The organism is Plantactinospora sp. B6F1, assembly GCF_040120695.1.
GTDB lineage: Bacteria > Actinomycetota > Actinomycetes > Mycobacteriales > Micromonosporaceae > Plantactinospora.
Genome location: NZ_JBEEAC010000002.1, coordinates 340,508 through 360,006, shown reverse-complemented (window position 1 = coordinate 360,006; position 19,499 = coordinate 340,508). Strand labels below are relative to the sequence as shown.

17 protein-coding genes and 2 pseudogenes are annotated in these 19,499 nt (G+C 71.7%); 13 read left to right on the top strand and 6 right to left on the bottom strand.

The annotated features are described in order from the left end of the window. Window positions 1-28: 28 nt before the first annotated feature. Both ABNF97_RS04795 and trhA read left to right on the top strand, forming a co-directional pair. Window positions 29-1,867, top strand: a complete 1,839-nt coding sequence (locus ABNF97_RS04795; protein WP_349337762.1) for an NHL domain-containing thioredoxin family protein — start codon at window positions 29-31, stop codon at window positions 1,865-1,867. 80 nt (window positions 1,868-1,947) lie between these two features. Beyond that, on the top strand, window positions 1,948-2,625 hold the full coding sequence (trhA, locus tag ABNF97_RS04790; RefSeq protein ID WP_130461367.1) for a PAQR family membrane homeostasis protein TrhA: 678 nt from the start codon (window positions 1,948-1,950) through the stop codon (window positions 2,623-2,625). Window positions 2,626-2,735: 110 nt separating this feature from the next. Here trhA and ABNF97_RS04785 read toward each other — a convergent pair whose 3' ends face one another. Further along, complete coding sequence (locus ABNF97_RS04785) at window positions 2,736-3,002, bottom strand: DUF6458 family protein (protein ID WP_349337761.1); 267 nt, start codon at window positions 3,000-3,002, stop codon at window positions 2,736-2,738. 298 nt (window positions 3,003-3,300) lie between these two features. Between ABNF97_RS04785 and ABNF97_RS04780 the strand changes: the two genes are divergently transcribed. Continuing rightward, the gene (locus ABNF97_RS04780; RefSeq protein ID WP_130465725.1) at window positions 3,301-3,885 is read left to right on the top strand and encodes a histidine phosphatase family protein; all 585 of its coding nucleotides are present in this window, start codon (window positions 3,301-3,303) and stop codon (window positions 3,883-3,885) included. Between the two features lie 93 nt (window positions 3,886-3,978). Here ABNF97_RS04780 and ABNF97_RS04775 read toward each other — a convergent pair whose 3' ends face one another. The 4 genes from ABNF97_RS04775 to ABNF97_RS04760 form a co-directional block, all read right to left on the bottom strand. Then, entirely contained in the window at window positions 3,979-4,248 is a 270-nt protein-coding gene (locus ABNF97_RS04775) for a DUF6458 family protein (RefSeq protein ID WP_130461365.1), read from the bottom strand. A gap of 145 nt (window positions 4,249-4,393) precedes the next feature. Further along, window positions 4,394-6,280, bottom strand: a complete 1,887-nt coding sequence (locus tag ABNF97_RS04770; protein ID WP_130461364.1) for an acyl-CoA dehydrogenase C-terminal domain-containing protein — start codon at window positions 6,278-6,280, stop codon at window positions 4,394-4,396. 167 nt (window positions 6,281-6,447) lie between these two features. Beyond that, the gene (locus ABNF97_RS04765; protein WP_130461363.1) at window positions 6,448-7,575 is read right to left on the bottom strand and encodes a SpoIIE family protein phosphatase; all 1,128 of its coding nucleotides are present in this window, start codon (window positions 7,573-7,575) and stop codon (window positions 6,448-6,450) included. Window positions 7,576-7,832: 257 nt separating this feature from the next. Then, entirely contained in the window at window positions 7,833-8,471 is a 639-nt protein-coding gene (locus ABNF97_RS04760) for a septal ring lytic transglycosylase RlpA family protein (RefSeq protein ID WP_130461362.1), read from the bottom strand. Between the two features lie 187 nt (window positions 8,472-8,658). On the opposite strand from ABNF97_RS04760, the gene ABNF97_RS04755 reads away from it, so the two are divergent. The 6 genes from ABNF97_RS04755 (at window position 8,659) to ABNF97_RS04730 (ending at window position 15,058) form a co-directional block, all read left to right on the top strand. Continuing rightward, the gene (locus ABNF97_RS04755; protein WP_349337760.1) at window positions 8,659-9,210 is read left to right on the top strand and encodes a phosphoribosyltransferase family protein; all 552 of its coding nucleotides are present in this window, start codon (window positions 8,659-8,661) and stop codon (window positions 9,208-9,210) included. A gap of 108 nt (window positions 9,211-9,318) precedes the next feature. Next, window positions 9,319-10,005 carry a response regulator gene (locus ABNF97_RS04750; protein WP_130461360.1) on the top strand — a complete coding sequence of 229 codons (687 nt, stop codon included), beginning with the start codon at window positions 9,319-9,321 and terminating at the stop codon, window positions 10,003-10,005. After that, complete coding sequence (locus ABNF97_RS04745; RefSeq protein ID WP_165436623.1) at window positions 10,002-11,123, top strand: ATP-binding protein; 1,122 nt, start codon at window positions 10,002-10,004, stop codon at window positions 11,121-11,123. The genes ABNF97_RS04750 and ABNF97_RS04745 overlap by 4 nt, the downstream gene beginning before the upstream one ends. Before the next feature lie 227 nt (window positions 11,124-11,350). Continuing rightward, complete coding sequence (locus tag ABNF97_RS04740) at window positions 11,351-12,964, top strand: DUF4153 domain-containing protein (RefSeq protein WP_349337759.1); 1,614 nt, start codon at window positions 11,351-11,353, stop codon at window positions 12,962-12,964. A gap of 35 nt (window positions 12,965-12,999) precedes the next feature. Then, window positions 13,000-13,413, top strand: a complete 414-nt coding sequence (locus tag ABNF97_RS04735) for a hypothetical protein (RefSeq protein ID WP_207230434.1) — start codon at window positions 13,000-13,002, stop codon at window positions 13,411-13,413. Window position 13,414: 1 nt separating this feature from the next. Further along, the gene (locus ABNF97_RS04730; RefSeq protein ID WP_130461359.1) at window positions 13,415-15,058 is read left to right on the top strand and encodes a sodium:solute symporter family transporter; all 1,644 of its coding nucleotides are present in this window, start codon (window positions 13,415-13,417) and stop codon (window positions 15,056-15,058) included. A gap of 48 nt (window positions 15,059-15,106) precedes the next feature. On the opposite strand, the pseudogene ABNF97_RS04725 reads toward ABNF97_RS04730, so the two are convergent. After that, window positions 15,107-15,299: pseudogene (locus ABNF97_RS04725) on the bottom strand (sigma factor); the annotation flags it as partial. A gap of 175 nt (window positions 15,300-15,474) precedes the next feature. On the opposite strand from ABNF97_RS04725, the pseudogene ABNF97_RS04720 reads away from it, so the two are divergent. From ABNF97_RS04720 to ABNF97_RS04705, 4 genes and pseudogenes are all read left to right on the top strand, one after another. Beyond that, window positions 15,475-16,008: pseudogene (locus ABNF97_RS04720) on the top strand (flavin reductase family protein); the annotation flags it as partial. A gap of 259 nt (window positions 16,009-16,267) precedes the next feature. Then, a complete protein-coding gene (locus tag ABNF97_RS04715) occupies window positions 16,268-16,636 on the top strand; it encodes a DUF485 domain-containing protein (protein WP_130461356.1) in 369 nt (122 codons plus the stop codon). Continuing rightward, complete coding sequence (locus ABNF97_RS04710; protein WP_130461355.1) at window positions 16,633-18,324, top strand: monocarboxylic acid transporter; 1,692 nt, start codon at window positions 16,633-16,635, stop codon at window positions 18,322-18,324. The genes ABNF97_RS04715 and ABNF97_RS04710 overlap by 4 nt, the downstream gene beginning before the upstream one ends. Window positions 18,325-18,504: 180 nt before the next feature. Beyond that, on the top strand, window positions 18,505-19,485 hold the full coding sequence (locus tag ABNF97_RS04705; RefSeq protein ID WP_130461354.1) for a GDP-mannose 4,6-dehydratase: 981 nt from the start codon (window positions 18,505-18,507) through the stop codon (window positions 19,483-19,485). Window positions 19,486-19,499 lie beyond the last annotated feature (14 nt).

Here is a 19,499-nt window from a genome sequence, read left to right as displayed (position 1 = left end):
CCCGGCATCGGCATGGCAGGGTGGCGGTATGGCTACTTCGCCCCGCGTCCGTGCACCCGAGCTGAAGGGCCGCCGGTGGCTCAACACCGGCGGAGCGGAGCTGACGTTGCGGGACCTCCGGGGTCGCTGCGTCCTGTTGGACTTCTGGACCTTCTGCTGCATCAACTGCCTGCACGTGCTGGACGAACTGCGTCCGCTGGAGGAGAAGTACGGCGACGCCCTGGTGGTGATCGGGGTGCACTCGCCGAAGTTCGAGCACGAGCGCGACCCCGACGCCCTGACCGCCGCCGTCGAGCGGTACGGCGTCGCCCACCCGGTACTCGACGACGCGGACATGACGGTCTGGCAGCAGTACGCCGCGAAGGCCTGGCCGACTCTCAACGTGATCGATCCGGAGGGCTACGTCGTCGCCTCGATGGCCGGCGAGGGCCACGCCGAAGGCCTCTCCCGACTACTCGACGAGTTGATCGCCACGCACGAGGCGAAGGGCACGCTGCACCGGGGCGACGGCCCGTACGTGCCACCGGCCGAGCCGGAGACCGTGTTGCGGTTCCCCGGCAAGGCGATCGAGCTCGACGGTGGAAACCTGCTGGTCTCGGACTCGGCCCGGCACTCCCTGGTGGAGCTGGCACCGGACGGCGAGACGGTGCTGCGCCGGATCGGCTCCGCCGAGCGGGGGCGGTCGGACGGCCCGGCCGAGGTGGCCAGGTTCGCCGAGCCGCAGGGGGTGTGCCGGCTGCCCGAGCACACCGCCGAGATCGCCGGCTACGACATCGTGGTGGCGGACACCGTCAACCACCTGCTTCGGGGCGTACGGCTGGGGCCCGGCGAGGTGACCACCGTGGCCGGTACCGGCCGGCAGTGGCGTTCGACGGTGGACGGTCACCCGCACGACGCGCTCGCCGCCGACCTCTCCTCCCCGTGGGATCTCGCCTGGTACGACGACCGCCTGATCGTGGCGATGGCCGGCATCCACCAGCTCTGGTGGTTCGACCCGGTCAAGCGGACCGTCGGCGTCTACGCCGGCACCACCGTGGAGGCGTTGCGGGACGGGCCGCTGCCGGACGTCTGGATGGCGCAGCCCTCCGGTCTTTCGACCTCCGCCGACGGCCGTCGGCTGTGGATCGCCGACAGTGAGACCAGCGCACTGCGGTTCGTCTCCGACGGGGTACTGAGCACCGCCGTCGGGCAGGGGCTCTTCGACTTCGGCCACGTCGACGGCCCGGCCGAGCAGGCGCTGTTCCAGCATCCGCTGGGCGTCGGCGCGCTGCCGGACGGTTCGGTGCTGGTGGCCGACACCTACAACGGCGCGGTCCGGCGGTTCGACCCGGAGACCGCGACGGTCTCGACGGTCGCCTCCGGGCTCGCGGAGCCGAGCGACGTGGTGCTGACCGGGGACGGCGAGGTGCTGGTGGTCGAGTCGGCCGGGCACCGGCTGAGCCGGCTGGCGCCGGGCGCCCTCTCCGCGGCCGGGGCAAGCACGATCGCCGGGAGCCGGCACCGTGCGGAGCGTCCGCCGACGGATCTCGCCGCCGGTGAGCTGACCCTGGACGTCATCTTCGAGCCGCCGCCGGGGCAGAAGCTGGACTCCTCGCTCGGCCCCTCGACCCGGCTGGAGGTCTCCGCCTCCCCGCCCGAACTGCTGCTCGACGGTGCCGGGGCGGGGACCGAGCTGTCCCGCCGGCTGGTGCTGAACGACCGGGTCGACTCCGGGGTGCTGCAGGTCGTCGCGCAGGCCGCCACCTGCGACGCCGAGGCCGAGCACGCCGCCTGCCACCTGAGCCGCCAGGACTGGGGCGTGCCGGTGCGGGTCACCCCGGACGGGGCACGCCGGCTGCCGCTCGTGCTGCGTGGTCTGGACAGCTGACCGGTCGGGGGAGCGGCAGTGACCGGAAGCACTGCCGGGTCACTACCCCCGAGTAACCTACGGTGCCGTAACCTGTTCTGGTGAGTACCTCCGCCCCGCTCCGGCTGCGCCCCGTCGACCTGGGCAAACCGCGGATGCGAGGCTGGCTGCACGCGTACGCCTTCTTCGTGGCGGTGCTGGCCGGCGTCGTGCTCTGCGCGATCGCCGCCACCCGTCCCGGTTGGACGCCCCTGATCAGCTGCGTCGTCTACAGCGTCACGGTCTGCGGCCTCTTCGGCACCAGCGCGCTCTACCACCGGCGGGTCTGGTCCGAGCGCGGCTACCGGGTGATGCGCCGGATGGACCATTCGATGATCTTCGTGTTCATCGCCGGAACGTACACCCCGTTCTGCCTGCTGGTCCTCTCGGCGACGAGCGCGGCCGTCCTGCTGTTGATCGTCTGGGGCGGCGCCGTGGCCGGGGTGGCGCTGAAGCTGGTCTGGCCGCACGCGCCCCGCTGGGTTTCCGCGCCGCTGTATCTCGCGCTGGGTTGGGTGGCCGTCGCGGTGCTGCCGGACATCCTGGACCGGGGCGGGGTCACCGTGCTCGCGCTGCTGGTGGCCGGAGGCGCGGCCTACAGCATCGGTGCCGTCTGCTACGCGCTACGCCGGCCGAACCCGTGGCCCACGGTCTTCGGGCACCACGAACTGTTCCACGCCTGCACCCTGGTCGCGGCGATCTGCCATCACGTCGCGATCTACTTCGCCCTGTTCGCCTGACCGCCCGCGGGCTGCCCGCGGAACGCCCCGGTGACCTGTCCGGCCGAACGCCGCGATGCCGTCTGCGGCGGAACACCCGGTGAGCCGGGTGGTCAGCCGCTACCTCGGGGTCAGAGCGGGGGGCCGGGACGTCGCACGTCGTGGTACTCCTCGACGATCTGCTCCTCCCGGACCGGCACGCGCGGGTCGGCCACCGGCGTGACGACCGTGCGGCGACGGTTGCGCCACAGGTAACTGGTCATCACCAGTCCGACCAGACCGGCGAGCATCAGCACCCAGCCGACGACGTTCAGGTTGAGCCAGCCCGTCTCGACGTCGACCGCGAAGGCGAGGATCGCGCCGAGCGCAATGAGAAAAATGCTGCCACCGATGCCCACTGTGTCGCCCTCCTAGGCTGTCGACTGGTGCCGCCGGGTCGATCGCCCGCCCGATGGGCCGCCGGCCGTGCCGTTTCCGGCTGTGGTCGCGGCATCCATCGACATACCCCGGCGTTTCACATCCGAATCCGGCAAGCTGGGTAGAGCGTCGTTGTCGGTGCCGAACCGGCAGGAGGGCGGCCGGACCGGACGGGCGGCACCAGCCGGACCGGGCGGACCGGACGTGCACGCCGGGCTATCCAGGGAGACCAACGTGACGGAGACCAGCGCGGCCGGTGGGACCGGCGGAAACGGTGACCTGGGTGGGGGGCGGCCGGACGTACCCGGGCGGACCCTGGTGCTGCTCCGGCACGCGAAGGCCGAACGGCCGACGACCGCACCGGACGCCGATCGCCCGCTCACCGCACGGGGGCACGCCGACGCCGCCGCCGCGGGTGCCTGGCTGGGGCACGGCGGCTACCTGCCGACGGTGGTCGTCTGCTCACCCGCCAAGCGCACCCGGCAGACCTGGCACGACGTCGCGTTGGGCATGGCCGCGCCGCCGATCCGTCCGCTCGGCGTCCCGGCCGGACAGACCGCTCCGGCGCCGGCCGGCCCATCCGGCGGCGGAGTGCCGTCGGTCCGGTACGACCCGCGGATCTACCACGGGCACGCGGCGGACCTGCTCGAACTCGTCCGCGCCACGGATCCGGAGGCCGGCACCCTGCTGCTGATCGGGCACAACCCGGCTATTTCGGAACTGTCCACTCTGCTCGATCCGGTGCACGCCGACCCCGAAGGGCTGCGTACCGGCGGAATCGTGATCCACCGCATCGATGGTGAGTGGGCGGACGTGGCCGCCCAGGCGGGACCGATCGTGAAGTGGCACACCGCCCGGGGCTGACCGCGCGGCCGGCCACGTGCTGGACGGACCGGTGCCCGGACGGACCGGTGCCCGGACGGGTGGCATATCCCACCAGGCCGGGCACCGGGGATGTCAGGTGGGTGGCGCGCTCGGCGGCGGCGGATCCGGCGGCGGCGGCATCATCGCCGTCGGATGCGACAGCCTGTTCTCCTCGACGATCAGGGTCCGCGCCCGCTTCTTGCGGTCCTGCCAGTACCACATCGTGGTGGCCAGCACCGCGACCCCGGCCAGGATGAGGACCCAGCCGACCGCCCGAAGATCGAGCCACCATACGTTCGCCCTCACCGCGAACGTCAGGATGGCTCCCAGGGTGATGAGGAAAATTCCCGTACCGATGCCCATGTCCGCTGCACTCCCCCGTGCGATGGGTCGTGGGCTTTCATGACAAATCAGGTCAAACTGCTCCTAGCACCGCCTCAAGAATAGCGCGGCGGCCGGGGAGCAACAGCTCCACCGGCCGCCGAAAATCGCTCTCGGTCGCGTCCGACTAGAAGGCTTCCTCGGGCAGGTCCATCAGCTCCAGGTCGGCGCCCTGGACGATTCGCCGGTCCGCGCCGATCCGGGGCAGCACCTCCCGGGCGAAGAACCGGGCGGCGGCCAGCTTGCCGGTGTAGAACGCCTTGTCCGCCGGGCTCACATCGCCGCTCAGTGCCCGCAGCGCGACCTCGGCCTGCCGTTGCAGCAGCCAGCCGACCACCAGGTCACCGACGGCGAGCAGGAAGCGCCGGCTGCTGAGCCCGACCTTGTAGAGTGCCCGGGCCTCGCCACCTTGCGCGTCCCCGAGCCACCCGGTCATGGTGGCGACCATCGCCTGCACCTCGCCGAGCGCCCGGCCCAGCGCCGCCCGCTCCTCCTTCAGCCGCCCGTCACCCGGCTCGGCCGAATCCTGGGTCGGCTCCCCGCCGCCGGACTCCACGAACGCCGTGATCTCGTCGGCCACCGCCATCAGGCTGGTACCGCGGTCCCGGACGATCTTCCGGAAGAACAGGTCGAGACTCTGGATCGCCGTCGTACCCTCGTAAAGGGTGTCGATCTTCGCATCCCGGATGTACTGCTCCAGCGGGTAGTCCTGGAGGAAACCGGAGCCGCCGAACGTCTGCAACGACTCGTGGCCGAGCAGCTCGTAGGCCCGTTCCGAGCCGACACCCTTGACCACCGGCAGCAACAGGTCGTTGACGCCCTTCGCCAGCTTCGCGGCCGCCTCGTCGCCGTTCGCCTCGGCGATGTTGATCCGGTCCTGCCAGGTCGCGGTGTAGCAGACCAGCGCCCGGAGGCCCTCGGCGTACGCCTTCTGGAGCATCAGCGAACGGCGCACGTCCGGATGGTGGGTGATGGTCACCCGCGGCGCGTTCCTGTCCGTCGACCGGACCAGGTCGGCGCCCTGTACCCGGCTCTTCGCGTACTCCAGGGCGTTGAGGTAGCCGGTGGAGAGCGTGCCGATCGCCTTGGTGCCGACCATCATCCGGGCGTACTCGATGATCAGGAACATCTGCCGGATGCCGTCGTGTACGTCGCCCAGCAGCCAGCCCTTGGCCGGTACGCCGTGCTCGCCGAAGGTCATCTCACAGGTGTTCGAGACCCGCAGCCCCATCTTGTGTTCGAGGTTGGTCGCGTAGACGCCGTTGCGCTCGCCCAGCTCGCCGGTTTCGGAGTCGAAGTGGAACTTGGGGACGATGAACAGCGAGAGCCCCTTGGTGCCCGGGCCGCCGGCCCCCTCCACCCCGACCGGCCGAGCCAGGACATAGTGGACGATGTTCTCGGTCAGGTCGTGCTCACCGCTGGTGATGAACCGCTTGACGCCCTCGATGTGCCACGAACCGTCCGGCTGCGGGATCGCCCGGGTCCGGCCGGCGCCCACGTCCGAACCGGCGTCCGGCTCGGTGAGCACCATGGTCGCGCCCCACTGCTTCTCGACGAAGAGCTTGGCCCACTTCTTCTGCTGCTCGGTGCCCTCCCGATAGAGGGTGTGCGCGAAGGAGGGCCCACCGGCGTACATCCACAGTGGTGCGTTCGCGCCGAGGATCAGCTCGGCGGCCGACCACCAGAGTGCGCGGGGCGCCATCGTGCCGTCCAGCTCGGTCGGCAGGTCCATCCGCCAGAACTCGGAGGCCATCAACGCCCGGTAGGACTTCTTGAACGGCTCGGGCAGCGGCGCGCTGTGCGTGGCCGGGTCGAAGACCGGCGGGTTGCGGTCGCTGGAGGCGTAGCTGGCGGCCAGATCCTCCCGGGCCAGCCGCTCCACCTCGACGAGCACGCTCCGCGCGGTGTCGGCGTCGAGTTCGGCGTACGGGCCGACGCCGAACGCCTGGTCCGCGCCGAAGACCTCGAAGAGGTTGAACTCGAGGTCTCGCCGATTGCTCCTGTAGTGGCTCATACGTCTCTGCCCCCCGGACTCACGAACACAGGTTACCCGGCAGTAACAGGAACTATATTACTCATGGGTAAGTGTCGGGTGGAGCACCAGCGCGAGTGACCCGCACCACAGCGACACCCCCGGAGCGGGGTTGATCTCATCCGCATGCGGTCGCACCGGCCCGGCGGTCAGCCGTCGGCGGCGCCGACCTCCCAGCTCGGCACCGTCGACGCGGTTGCCGAGTGCGGACCCGGGTACTCCATCAGCACCAGCGCGATGTCGTCGTCGAGTCGGCCGCGTACCCACTCGACCAGGGCCGTCTCCAGCGAGGCGAGCCCGTCGGCGACCGTACCGTGCCCGAGCAGCCGCCAGGCCCGGTCCACGGTCGGGAAGAACTCGCCGTCCCGGCGTGCCTCGCCGAGCCCATCGGTGAAGAGCAGCAGCCGGTCGCCCGGTTCGAGCCGTTCGACCCGGGGCCGGACCACCGGCATGAACCCGAGCGGCGGGGCTGGCGCCGGCGGCTCCATCGGGATCACCTCACCGCGACGGAGCAGCAGGGGAGCCGGATGACCGCAGTTGACGATGGTGAGCGTGCCGCCGCGCTCCTCGACCAGGGCGGCGGTGACGAAGTCCTCGTCGCCGACGTTGCGGGCCACCGCCCGGTCCAGGTCGGCCACGATGGCCCGCAGGTCGGCCCGCTCGTACGCCACGTGCCGGTACGAGCCGAGCACGATGCTGGCCAGCCGGACCGCGTCCAATCCCTTGCCCCGGACGTCGCCGATGATGATCCGCACCCCGTACGGGGTGTCGATCGCCTCGTAGAGGTCACCGCCGATGTCGGCGGCGGCGGTCGACGAGATGTAGTGCCCGGCCACCGCCAGGCTGCCGACCTGCGGGCCGACCGGGCGCAGCACCGCCTGCTGTGCCACGGAGGCGAGCTTGGACAACTCGGCGATCCGCTCCGCCTGCCGCTGCCGGATCACCGCGAACAGTGCCGCGATCGCCGTCGCCAGTACCACGCCGACCAGGTTCACCGTGCTGGCCAGCGGCACGACCCGGCCACCCCAGGCCAGCGAGCCGGCCAGCACGGTGGCGATCACGCCGACCGCGAGTACCACCCGCCAGGAGGCGAACGCGGCGGCCAGGAACGGGGCAGCCGCGACCAGCCCCACATAGTTGACCTTGGAATCGTCCGCGAACTCGACCACCGAGACGAGCGCGAGCAGCCCGAGGGCCGCGCCGAGACCGGCGCGGGAACCTTGGCTCAGCGGGCGACGGCCCGGTGGCATCAGTCGCATGGGTACGCGGAACAGCATGCCTGATCGACGACCGCGATTGTACGAAGTTGGCTCCTCGTCCGATCGGGTTCTGGCCACCTGGCGCATTCCACCGCTCCGGATCCGCTGGATCTTGTCGGCGGGTCAGCCAGCCGTTGCACGTCGAACGAACATTCTCCGAACACCTTCCTCAGGTCACGCGCCGGCCCCGGTCGCCAAGCCGTCGCACCGCTGGTGCCGGCGGGACATCCGCCCCTCGCCCGGTCGGCTGGCCGCGCAGGTGAGGAGCCCCGGAATCAGCCGAGGACCTCGTACCGCACGTCCATGGCGCCGACGCTCAGCGAGGCGATCGCGGCGAACGCGGCCCGGGACAGGTCGATGCAACGCCCCTCGATGAACGGTCCCCGGTCGTTGATCCGGACCACCACCGATTTGTCGTTGCCCGGGTTCGTCACCCGGACCCGGGTGTTGAACGGCAGGGTCTTGTGCGCGGCGGTCAGCGCGTCCGGGTTGAAGGCCTCGCCGTTCGCGGTCACCTGCCCCTGGTCGTAGTAGGAGGCGCCGCACGAGCCGCTGCGCACCACCCGGCTCGTCGGGCTGGTCGCCGGCCGCTTGGTGGCGGGCTTCTCCGCGGCACCGGTCCGGGTCTGCCTCGGCGACGGGCGGGAGCTGGCCCGCGAGGCGCGCCCGGGCGACCGGGTCGGCGTGGGCGTGACCGCTTCCGGGGTGGGCGACGCCGTCACCGGCCCGCTCGGGGCGGCCGGGGTGGTCGACTCGACCAGCGCCGGCACCGAGCCGGAGTTGGCGGCGGGCTCCGCACCGAGCCTCACCACGCCGGCCGCGCCCGCGCCGACCAGCGCCACCGCGACCGCGCCGGCCGCGACCGCGCCGGTCCGCCAGCGCAGGATCCGAACTCTGGCATGCTTCCCCGCCACCGCCACGTCCTCTCCCAGGAACAACAGAGATCGGGTCGGACCGTAACGAGGGTGGTACTTCGGAAGTCAACGTGATCATCTGCTTTCGCCCGGTTATGTGGTGGAACGTGTAGCCGATCATCCGATCCCGACTGGGTCGGACGTGCCCGTACCCGGACGGGACGGGGCATGCCGCAAGATGGTCCACGTGCGGTCGGAGCTGAGCAGGCGGCTGGTCGAGGCGTTCCGGTGGACCGACCCGGGACCGGAGAGCACGCACCTGGTCAGCGACGTCTCCGGCTGGTGGCGGGACCCGGTCGTCCTCGCCGGACTCGGCCCGGCCCTCGCCGAGCCGTACCGGGCGGACCCACCCACCGTCGTGGTCGCGCCCGAGGTCACCGGCCTGCTGCTCGGGCCGCTGGTCGCGACCGCGCTCGGCGCCGGCTTCGTCCCGGCGTACAAGAGCACCGGCGAGCGGCGGATCGCCGAGCCGACCACCTGGGCCTGGACCGCCACCGACTACCGGGGCCGCAGGTTCGCCCTCGGGGTACGGGACCGGCACCTGGGACCCGGCGACCGGGTGCTGGTGGTCGACGACTGGGTGGCCAGCGGCGCCCAGGCACGCGCCCTGCACGAGATCGCCGCCCTGCGCGGCGCCGCCGTCCTCGGTACGGCGTGCCTGGTCGCCTCGGTGGCACCGGAGGTGGCGGCGCTACTCCGGTTGAACAGCCTGCTGACCAGCGCCGATCTGGACCGCTGACACCCGACCCCCGCCGGTCCGACGGCCGCACCCCGAACGGCGCGGTTCTGCACAGGTTGTTCACAACGTGAACCAGGTTCGCGCACCCCGACTTCCTACAGTCATGGGATGACGCAACGCCGGATCCTGGTCGTGGAGGACGAGCGCACCATCGCCGAGTCGGTGGGCGCCCGACTGCGTGCCGAGGGCTTCGAGGTGGAGATCGCCCGGGACGGACCCGGTGCCGTCGACGCGTTCCGAAGCGGCCGACCCGAACTGGTCGTCCTCGACGTGATGCTGCCCGGCTTCGACGGCCTGGAGGTGTGCCGGCGGATCCAGGCCGACCGGCCGGTCCCGGTACTGATGCTGACGGCCCGGGACGACGAGACGGACCTGCTGGTCGGGCTCGCCGTCGGGGCCGACGACTACCTCACCAAGCCCTTCTCGCTACGCGAACTCGCCGCCCGGGTGCACGCCCTGCTGCGCCGGGTCGACCGGGCCGCGGCCGCGGCCCGCAACGGCGCCGGGATCCTCCGGATCGGGGACCTCGAAATCAACCAGGCCGAGCGGCGGGTGCGCCGCGACGGGGTCGAGGCGCACCTGACCCCGACCGAGTTCGACCTGCTGACGCACTTCGCCAGCCGGCCCCGGATGGTGCTGCCCCGGGAACGGCTTCTCGCCGACGTCTGGGGCTGGGCCGACAGCTCGGGTACCCGCACCGTCGACAGCCACGTCAAGGCGCTGCGCCGGAAGCTCGGCGCCGATCTGATCCGCACCGTGCACGGAGTCGGCTACGCGTTGGAGGTGCGGCCATGACCAGGTTCTGGGCCACCGTGAACCGGACGATGGACGTACTGCCGCGACCGCTCGACCCGATCTGGTCGATCAAGTTGAAGCTCGGCATCCTGATCGTCGGTTCGGGTGCCGCCGGGATGACCGTCTTCATCATCGGCATCGGCTGGCTGCCGCCCTGGACCACCGGGACCGCCATCGGGCTGGCCCTGCTCACCTCACAGGTGCTGGCCCACGGCATGACCTCCCCGCTGCGGGAAATGACGGCGGCGGCCCGGGCAATGGCCCGGGGCGACTACACCCGGCAGGTCCGGGCCAGTTCCCGGGACGAGGTCGGCACGCTGGCCGCCGCCTTCAACCAGATGGCCGGAGACCTGGCCGAGGCCGACCGGCGCCGCCGGGAGCTGATCGCGAACGTGTCGCACGAGCTCCGTACCCCGATCACCGCACTACAGGGCGTACTGGAGAACATCGTGGACGGGGTGGCGGAGCCGGACCTGCCGACGCTGCGGGTCGCGCTGGCCCAGACCGAGCGGCTCGGTCACCTCGTCGCCGACCTGCTCGACCTGTCCCGGCTGGACGCCGGGGTGCTGCCGCTGCGCCGGGAGAACGTCGACGTGGCCGAGTTCCTGGACGAGGTGATCCAACAGGCCACCATCACCGCGGCCGGAGCCGGGCGCGACGTCCGGTTCGAGGTACGCCCGCAGTCCGGGGCGCTCACCGTGCAGGCGGATCCCCGACGGCTGCACCAGGTCTTCGCCAACCTGCTGGACAACGCCGCCCGACACAGTCCACCCGGCGGCACCGTGCTGGTCGCCGCGCAGCGGATCGGTGACGAACTGCGGTTCGAGGTGACCGACGAGGGCGAGGGCATTCCGGCTCGGCTCCGGCCGGAGGTGTTCGAACGCTTCACCCGGGGTGAACGGGCCAGCGACGGCGGCACCGGGCTCGGCCTCGCGATCGCGCACTGGGTGGTGGAGTTGCACGGCGGCACCATCGCCGTCGCCGACCGTCCCCTGGTCGGGCCCGGTCCCACCGGCCGGGCGAGCCACCCGGTCGGCTGTCGGATCGAGGTGAGTCTGCCGGTGGTGCCGCCGTCGTCCGCCGGGGACCACTCCGCCGTACTGGTGGAGCAGCGGTGAGCGAGGCGGCGGAACCGAGGAACGAGGCCGAACCGACGAACGAGGCGGAACCGACGATGGACGACCGGCCGAGCAAACCCGTTGACGCACCGGCACCACGGCACCCGAACGCCCCGGCACCAGGGCAGCGGTCGACAACCGGCGCCGGTACCCCACCCACACCGGCACCTACCCCAGCCCCGCCGTCGGGCGTATCCGCGCCCGCTGCCCCGGCAGCGCCACCCTGGGTGCCACCACCGCCCCCGCCGTCCTGGATCGCGACCCGCTGGCCCGGACCGGCCGGTGGTCCGACCCAGCCGGTACTGGTCGGGATCGGCACGGCGGCAGCGGTCGCCGCGGTGAGCCTTCCGCTGACCCGGCCCGGTCTCGGCTGGCTGCTCGCCGGAGTCGCCGGAGCGGCGGCGCTGGTCACCGCCGCCTGGCCCACCGCGCGTCCGGTGGACACCTCCGGCAACGCCCGCCCGACAACGACGGCGGACCGGCCAGCAACGCCAGCGGACCGGCCGACGACGGCGGCGAGCCAGCCGGCAACGACGGCGGCGAGCCAGCCGGTCGGTGGATGGCGGCGGATCGGCGGGGTACGGCCGTTCTGGGCCGCCACGACCGTCGCGCTGCTCGGCGTCGGCACCATCCGGGCGGCGGGCTGGCTGTTCGTACTCTGCCTGCTCACCTCGGCGGTCACCGCGACGCTGACCCTCGCGGACGGCCGGTCGGTACGCGCGATGCTGCTCTCCGCCCTGGTGCCACCGGCGGCCGTGATCCGGTCGGTGCCGTGGCTGGTCAAGGGGACGGCCCGGTCCTCGCGGGCGGGCCGCAGACTCGCGGTCGGCCGTACGCTGGTCAGCGTCCTGGTCTCGGTCGGCCTGCTGGTCGTCTTCGGCCTGCTGTTCTCCTCCGCCGACGCGGCCTTCGCCAGTCTGCTGGACCAACTGCTTCCGGAATTGTCGGGTACCACCGTCCTCCGTTGGGTGTTCCTGTTCGCGGCGGTCGGTACGGCATTGCTCGGTGCGGCGTACGTGCTCGCGGCCCCGCCGGACCTGACCGGAATGGCGTCCGGCCCGAGCCGACGGCTGCGCCGGGTCGACTGGATACTCCCGGTCGGGCTGCTCGACGCACTCTTCGCCGGGTTCGTGGCGGTCCAGCTCACCACCCTCTTCGGCGGCTCGGACCACGTCCTGCGCACCGCCGGCCTCAGCTACGCCGAGTACGCCCGGCGCGGCTTCTGGCAACTCCTCGCCGTCTCCGTGCTCACCCTGCTGGTGATCGGTGCCGCCGCCCGCTGGGCGCCCCGGGAGAGCCGGCTCGACCGGGCCCTGGTCCGGATCCTGCTCGGCGGGCTGACCATGCTCAGCCTGGTGGTGGTGGCCTCGGCGCTGTTCCGGATGGACGTCTACGCCGACGCGTACGGCGCGACCCGGCTCCGACTGCTGGTCGCCGTCTGCGAGGCGTGGCTGGGACTGGTCTTCGTACTGGTCGCGGTGGCCGGGGTACGGCTGGCCGCCCGCTGGCTCCCCACAGTGGCGATCGGTACCGCGGTGCTCGCGCTGCTCGCGCTGGCGGTGGCGAACCCGGACCGGTTGATCGCCGAGCACAACGTCGAGCGGTACCAGCGGACCGGCCGGATCGACGTGCTGTACCTCTCCGAGCTCTCCGCCGACGCCGTGCCGGCGCTCGACCGGCTGCCGGACCACCTGCGCGACTGCGCACTCCGCGAGTACGACGACGGCCTGCCGGCGGACGACTGGCGAGAGACGAACCTCGCCCGGATCGAGGCCCGGCGGATCATCGCCGAGCACCCGCCGGCCAAGCGGCCGATCTGTCCGCAGCGACCGCGATGGTGACTTGACATTCCCGGTCAGGCGGTGAGACTGCCGGGGTGGCCGTCCCCATCGATCGCCAGCCGGAGCCGGGGCCGCCCGGACCGCCGCGCCGGACCCGGGTGGTACTGGCCGAGGTGGTCCGCAGCGGCACCGGCGCCGAGCGCACCCGGGCCGAGCTGACCGAGCAGACCCAGGTCGGCGAGGCCCTGCTCCGGGGGTTGATCCGCGCCCAGCTCGCCCTCGCGCTGCGGCTGTCGCTGGTGGTCGGGATCGGGCTCGGCGGGCTGCCACTGCTCTTCGCGATCGCCCCGGAGGTCGGCGCGGCCAAGCTGTTCGGGGTCAACCTGCCCTGGCTGCTGCTCGGGGTGGCCGCCTTCCCGTTCCTGGTCGGGATCGGCTGGGCGTACGTGCAGCTGGCCGAGCGCAACGAGCAGGACTTCACCGACGTGGTGCAGCGACCGGAGCGGTGAGGTGGGCAACCCGTACACGGTGCCGGCGATCATCGGGGTCACCCTGCTCACGGTCGCGATCGGCTTCTACGGGCTGACCCTGGCCCGGACCACCTCGGACTTCCTGGTGGCGTCCCGGATGGTCAGCCCGACCTGGAACGCGGCGGCGATCGGCGGCGAGTACCTCTCCGCCGCCTCGTTCCTCGGCATCGCCGGCCTGATCCTCAAGTACGGCGTGGACGTGCTCTGGTATCCGGTCGGGTTCGCCGCCGGCTATCTGGCGCTGCTGCTCTTCGTGGCCGCGCCGCTGCGCCGCTCCGGCGCGTTCACCCTGCCCGACTTCTGCGAGCTCCGGCTCGGCTCGCAACGGCTGCGCAAACTGGCCACCGTCTTCGTGGTCTTCATCGGCTGGCTCTACCTCGTACCGCAGTTGCAGGGCGCCGGGCTGACCCTGACCACGGTCGCCGGTGGCCCGTACGAGTTGGGCGCTCTGCTGGTCGGCACGGTGGTCACCGCCAACGTCGCGCTGGGCGGGATGCGGGCGGTCACCTTCGTGCAGGCCTTCCAGTACTGGCTGAAGCTCACCGCGCTGGCCGTACCCGCGATCTTCCTGGTGTTGCAGTGGCAGGCGGACGCCCGACCGCCGGTGACCCCGGTCGGTGGTCCGGTCTTCCCGGCCGCGACCACCGTGGTGGTGGAGGAGCCGGCGAAGCTCACCCTGCCGGACGGCTCCTTCCGGGAGGTACGCCCCGGCGACGAGTTGTCGTTCGCCGCCGGTGACCCGGTGCCGGACGTCTCCAGCGTGAACGCCGCCCGAGGGGCGGACTGGCTGCTGCCGAGCACGGCCGGCAACGACGACCGAGGACTCTTCGCCACCTATTCGCTGATCCTGGCGACCTTCCTCGGCACGATGGGGCTGCCACACGTACTCGTGCGGTTCTACACCAATCCGGACGGCGCGGCGGCCCGGCGTACCACCCTGGTGGTGCTGGCCCTGGTCGGCGCCTTCTACCTGTTCCCCACCCTGTACGGCGTGCTCGGGCGGATCTACACCCCGCACCTGCTGCTGATCGGGCGGACCGACGCGGTGGTGGTGCTGCTGCCCGGCGCGGCGCTCGGCGACGGCCTGACCGGGCAGTTGCTGGCCGCGCTGGTCGCCGCCGGGGCGTTCGCCGCCTTTCTCTCCACCTCCTCCGGCCTGCTCACCAGCGTGGCCGGGGTGCTCTCCACGGACGTGCTCGGCCGCGGCTCGGTACGCGACTTCCGGCTGGCCACGATCGTCGGCGGGCTGGTGCCGATGGTGCTGGCGTTGAACGTCTCCGGGCTGGACGTCTCCCAGGTCGTCGGGCTGGCCTTCGCGGTCGCCGCGTCGAGCTTCTGCCCGCTGCTGGTGCTCGGCATCTGGTGGCGTGGCCTGACCGACGCCGGGGCGGCGGCCGGGATCCTGGCCGGCGGAGGCGCGGCGGTCGGCGCGGTGCTGTTCACCGTGGTCGGTCCGGAGTTGACCGGCTGGCCGGCCGTGCTGATCGCCCAGCCGGCCGCCTGGACCGTCCCGCTGGCCTTCACCGTGATGGCCACCGTCTCCTGGGCCACCCGGTGGCGGGCGCCGGCCGATGTCGCCGCGACGATGCTGCGGCTGCACGCCCCGGAGTCGCTGCGGCTCTGAGCCGGGGCGGCCCGGCGGCGCGGCGAGCGGGCCCTCGACCCGTCAACAGCGCGACCGTACGGACCCACGCCTCCGGGTCCTGGTACCCACCCACCCTGGACCACCGCTGCCAGGCCCGGGCGTACGCCTCCTGGGTGGCGTCCTGGGCATCCGCCAGGTTGCCGCCGAGGGCGTAGAGCACTGTCACCACCCGTTGCCGGGTGCTCCGGTAGAACTCCTCGAAGTCGTTCTCCTGGGCCATCCGCCCCTCCCGTCGAGATCCCTACCGCTAACACCCTCCGGTCGCGGTCCGGGTTTCCCGGATGGCCGCCGACTTCGAGCGCACCGGGGCCGACGGAGCGGAGTGTCGACTGCGCCGGTGCGCCCACCGCCCCCGGACCGGTCGGCACAATGGTGCGGTGAACCGAGCCGAGTCGCCGGGTGGGCAGATCCACCACACCGACCCGTTCGCCACCCCGGAGCGGGACCGCTCCCCGGTGCGCCGGCTGCGCGGCCGGCTGCCGGCGCCGGTGACGCTCTGGACGGCGTACGAACCGTCGGACGGTGACCCGGCCGGGCTGACCGTCTCGTCCACCCTGGTCGCCGACGGCGAGCCGGGGCGACTGCTCGGGCTGGTCGACGAGGAGTCGGAGCTGTGGGCGGCGGCGTCCGGCAGCGGTCGGTTCGCGGTGACGCTGCTCGGCCCGGCACATCGGCAGCTCGCCGACCGGTTCGCCGGGCTGTTTCCGGCCCCGGGCGGGCTCTTCGCCACCGGCGAGTGGACACGGACCGGGTACGGGCCGGTGCCGGGCGGGCCTGGGATCGGCGGCTGGGCCGGTTGCCGGCTGGACGGTGCCCGGGAGTACGGCTGGGCGCTGCTGGTCGAGGCCACCATCGAGACGGTCGAGCTGGAGGGTGCGGCGGCACCGCTGCTGCACCACCGGGGCCGCTACCGCGAGCTGGCCGAGTAGCGACGCTCGGTCGGGCGTACCTGTCCAGCCGCTGGCTGACCGGGCCGGTCGTCCGGCCGCTGGTTGACCGGGCGGTCCTCCGGCCGCTGGCGGCTGACCGGGTCTGTCGCCGAGCGGCGTGACCCGGGTCACTCGGCGCAGCCACCGGCCCGTTCGGCGCAGCCGCTGACCAGGCTTCGGATCACTGCTTTCCGATCTCCGGGCGGCTCCATACGGTGCGCGGAAACTCCCCTGCCCCTGCGAAGGTGGTGAGACCAGCATGTCTACGGACACTCCCGCACCGGCCAGCGCACCCGCCGACCGGTACGTCGCTGTACAGCAGTCGGACGAGTTCGTCGGGTTGCGCAAGGCGCTGCGCGGCTTCGTCTTTCCGATGACCGTGGCGTTCTTCCTCTGGTACGCGCTCTACGTGATCCTCTCCGCGTACGCGCGCGGTTTCATGCGCCACGAGCTCGCCGACAACATCAACGTGGCTCTCGTCTTCGGCCTGTTGCAGTTCGTCTCCACCTTCCTGATCGCCTGGTTCTACTCCCGGTACGCCGGGCGGAAGCTGGATCCGATCGCGGACCGGATCCGTGCGGAACTCAACGGCGTCACGGACGAGCGAAAGGAGGAGGAGGCGTCATGAGTCGAGATGTCCTCGCCGGTTTCACCCTGGCCGCGGAGGCGGGCGACAACACCGCCCGCAACCTGACCATCACGCTCTTCCTGGTCTTCGTCGCGGTGACCCTGGCCATCACCGTCTGGGCCAGCCGACAGACCAGGACGGCGACCGACTACTACGCCGGCGGCCGCTCGTTCTCCGGCTTCCAGAACGGCATGGCGATCGGCGGCGACTACATGTCCGCCGCGTCGTTCCTCGGCATCGCCGGCATCATCGCGCTGTACGGCTACGACGGCTTCCTCTACTCGATCGGCTTCCTGGTCGCCTGGCTGGTCGCCCTGCTGCTGGTGGCGGAGCTGCTGCGGAACTCGGGCCGCTACACGATGGCGGACGTGCTGGCGTTCCGGATGCGGCAGCGGCCGGTCCGGACGGCGGCGGCGGTCTCCACGATCACCGTGTCGATCTTCTACCTGCTGGCCCAGATGGTCGGCGCGGGCGCGCTGGTGGCGCTGCTGCTGGGCATCCGGCCGGGCACCACGTTCCTCGGCATGGACGCGGACGCGGCGAAGATCGCCACCATCATCATGGTCGGCGCCCTCATGATCATCTACGTCACGGTGGGTGGCATGAAGGGCACCACCTACGTGCAGATCGTCAAGGCGTTCCTGCTGATGAGCGGCGCCCTGGTGATGACGATCCTGGTGCTGGCGCACTACAAGTTCAACCTCTCCGCTCTGCTCGGCGACGCCGCGAACGCCTCCGGCGAGGGTCCCAAGTTCCTCGAACCAGGACTGCGCTACGGCGTCGAGGTCGCCGGAAACGCGACACAGACCTTCTACAACAAGGTCGACCTGCTCTCCCTCGGCATAGCCCTGGTGCTCGGCACCGCCGGCCTGCCGCACATCCTGATCCGCTTCTACACCGTGCCGAGCGCGAAGGCGGCCCGGAAGAGCGTGCTCTGGGCAATCGGCATCATCGGCACCTTCTACCTGTTCACCCTGGCCCTCGGCTTCGGCGCGGCGGCCCTGGTGGGCCAGGAGGCGATCAGGGCACAGGACGGGGCCGGCAACACCGCGGCACCACAGCTCGCCCAGGCGCTCGGGGTCGACTTCCTCGGCGGCGAGGTCGGCGGGGCGGCCCTGCTGGCTGTCATCGCGGCGGTGGCCTTCGCCACCATCCTCGCGGTGGTCGCCGGGCTCACCCTCGCCTCCTCGTCCAGCCTGGCGCACGACTTCTACGCGAACGTGGTCAAGCGCGGCCAGGCGTCGGAGCGGCAGGAGGTCAACGTCGCCCGGATCGCGGCGCTGGTCATCGGCGCGATATCCATCGTGCTGTCGATCTTCGCGCAGAACCTGAACGTGGCGTTCCTGGTGGCCCTGGCCTTCGCGGTGGCGGCCTCCGGCAACCTGCCGGCGATCCTCTACAGCCTGTTCTGGAGGAGGTTCAACACCTCCGGCGCGGTCTGGGCGATCTACGGCGGTCTGATCAGCGCGGTCGGGTTGGTGTTCTTCTCTCCGGTCGTCTCCGGGGCGCCGACCGCGATGTTCCCGGACTACGACTGGCACTGGTTCCCGCTGTCGAACCCGGGCATCATCTCCATCCCGGTCGGCTTCCTCTGCGGCTGGATCGGCACGATCATCTCCAAGGAGTCCGACGAGGAGAAGTACGCCGAACTGGAGGTACGTTCCCTCACCGGCGCCGGCGCACACTGACCGGCAGTACCCCGGACGCACCGTCGACGCCGTCGGCGGACGCCGGTGGACAGGTGGGCAGGACGGGGTGGTGTCGGGCACGAAGTGGCCGGCACCACCCCGTCCACTCTTCCCGGCCGGCACGAGCCGACCGGTCCCTCGGGTCAGCCGGTGATCAGCTTTCTGGGTAGGCTGGGACTCATGGTGGTAGCCCAGCGTTTCGGAGCGGAACACCGGATCCTCGTCACCGGCGGCGCCGGATTCGTCCCATCCCACCTGGTCGATGCGCTCATCGCGCGCGGTTGCACGGTCGTCGCGGTGGACAACTTCGTCACCGGGTCGAAGGAGAACGTCGCCCATCTCGCCGACCATCCCCGGTTCACCCTGGTCGAGGCCGACGTCTCGGAGGGACTTCCCGGGCACCACCCGGCGATGACCGAGCGGTTCGACGCGATCATGCACCTGGCCTCACCGGCCAGCCCCACCGACTTCGCGACGCTGCCGATCGAGATCCTCCGGGTCGGCTCCCTGGCCACCCTGCACCTGCTCGACCGCGCCGTCGCCGACCGGGCCCGGTTCATCCTGGCCTCCACCTCCGAGGCGTACGGCGACCCGCAGGTGCACCCGCAGGTCGAGACCTACTGGGGCAACGTCAACCCGATCGGCGTACGCAGCGTCTACGACGAGGCCAAGCGGTTCGCCGAGGCCAGCACGATGGCCTACCACCGCTACCACGGGCTCGACGTCGGCATCGTCCGCATCTTCAACACGTACGGGCCGAGGATGAGGCCGGACGACGGGCGGGCCATCCCCACCTTCATCACCCAGGCGCTGCGCGGCGAACCGCTGACCGTGCACGGAACCGGCGCGCAGACCCGCTCCATCTGCTATGTCAGCGATCTGGTCCGTGGCATCCTGCTGCTGCTCGACTCCACCGAGACCGGCCCGATCAACTGCGGCACCGAGCACGAGGTCTCGATGCGCGAGCTGGCCGAGACGATCGCCGAGCTGACCGGAAGCCGATCCAAGGTGACCTATATCACTCGTACCGCCGACGACCCGGAGATGCGCCGGCCGGATCTCACGCTCGCCCGGGAGCGGCTCGGCTACGAGCCGGAGGTCACTCCCACCGAGGGGCTGCGTCGGACGATCGACCACTTCAGCCAGCGGTTGGCGGGGTAGCGGAGGATACCGGG